At 59.5% G+C, this 953-nt stretch carries 1 protein-coding gene; it reads left to right on the forward strand.

The genetic code is table 11. From position 1 onward, the window contains the following. Positions 1–50: 50 nt before the first annotated feature. Positions 51–953 (forward strand): IS91 family transposase (locus tag H1B37_RS32940; protein WP_182871510.1); only part of this gene is annotated, 903 nt, incomplete at its 3' end.

The raw sequence follows: 953 nt of genomic DNA on the forward strand, positions 1-953 counted from the left end.
GAACTGGCCTTGCGGGGGGATGACCTGCCAACATCGATTGCGAGGTGCCGATGGCCATCACGCTTCAAGACATCTTCGCAGGCAACTTCGACTCGTTCGCGGCGCGTTTCCGTGTTTCGCGGGACATGCTTCGCGCCGCATGGTGCATCCAGCATTGCCGTACCCGAACGCTCGGTGGGCACGTCAACAGTTGTCCCGACGGTCATTACCACAGCATCGCCTACAACTCCTGTCGGCATCGCTGCTGTCCCCAGTGTGCGTGGGTGGATCGTGAACAGTGGCTGGCAAGCTGGAAACAACGTCTCCTGCCCTGTCCGCATCATCACGTCGTCTTCACCCTGCCGAGCGAACTGAATCCGATTTGGCGTTTTAACAAAGCTGAGTACGCCAACACCTTGTTTGCCGCGGCAACGGAAACGCTCCGCCAACTACTCGACGACCCCAAGTACCTCGGTGCAAAGCCCGGAATCCTGGCCGCCCTGCACACTTGGAATCAGACGCTGTTGCCGCACGTGCATTTGCATTGCATCGTCACCGCCGGCGGATTGGCCGACGACGGAACGTGGCTCCGTCCTCAGAAGAATTGTTTGCTGCCCCGCAAGGTCTTGATGATCAAGTTTCGCGGCAAGTTCAAGGCGATGCTCCAGGCAAAGGTTCGATCGGGCCAGATTAAATTGCCCGACTCGATCAGCCCCAACGACTTCAAGCGGGCCTTGGCCAAGCTGAGTGGCAAACCGTGGAACGTCAAGATTTTTGACGCCTACCGTGACGGTTCGGGAGTGGCGACCTACCTGGCTCGGTACATCAAAGGCGGCCCGATCGGCAACTCAAGGTTGTTGGACATGCGTGACGGCAAGGTTGTCTTTCGCTATCGGATCGGGACGCAGGACGGAGGCGACGGCAAGCGTCAGGGGGTGGCGGGAGTGCCGATCGATCAGTTCCTCGGCCGCTGG

The organism is Stieleria mannarensis (assembly GCF_014154935.1).
Lineage (GTDB): Bacteria > Planctomycetota > Planctomycetia > Pirellulales > Pirellulaceae > Stieleria > Stieleria mannarensis.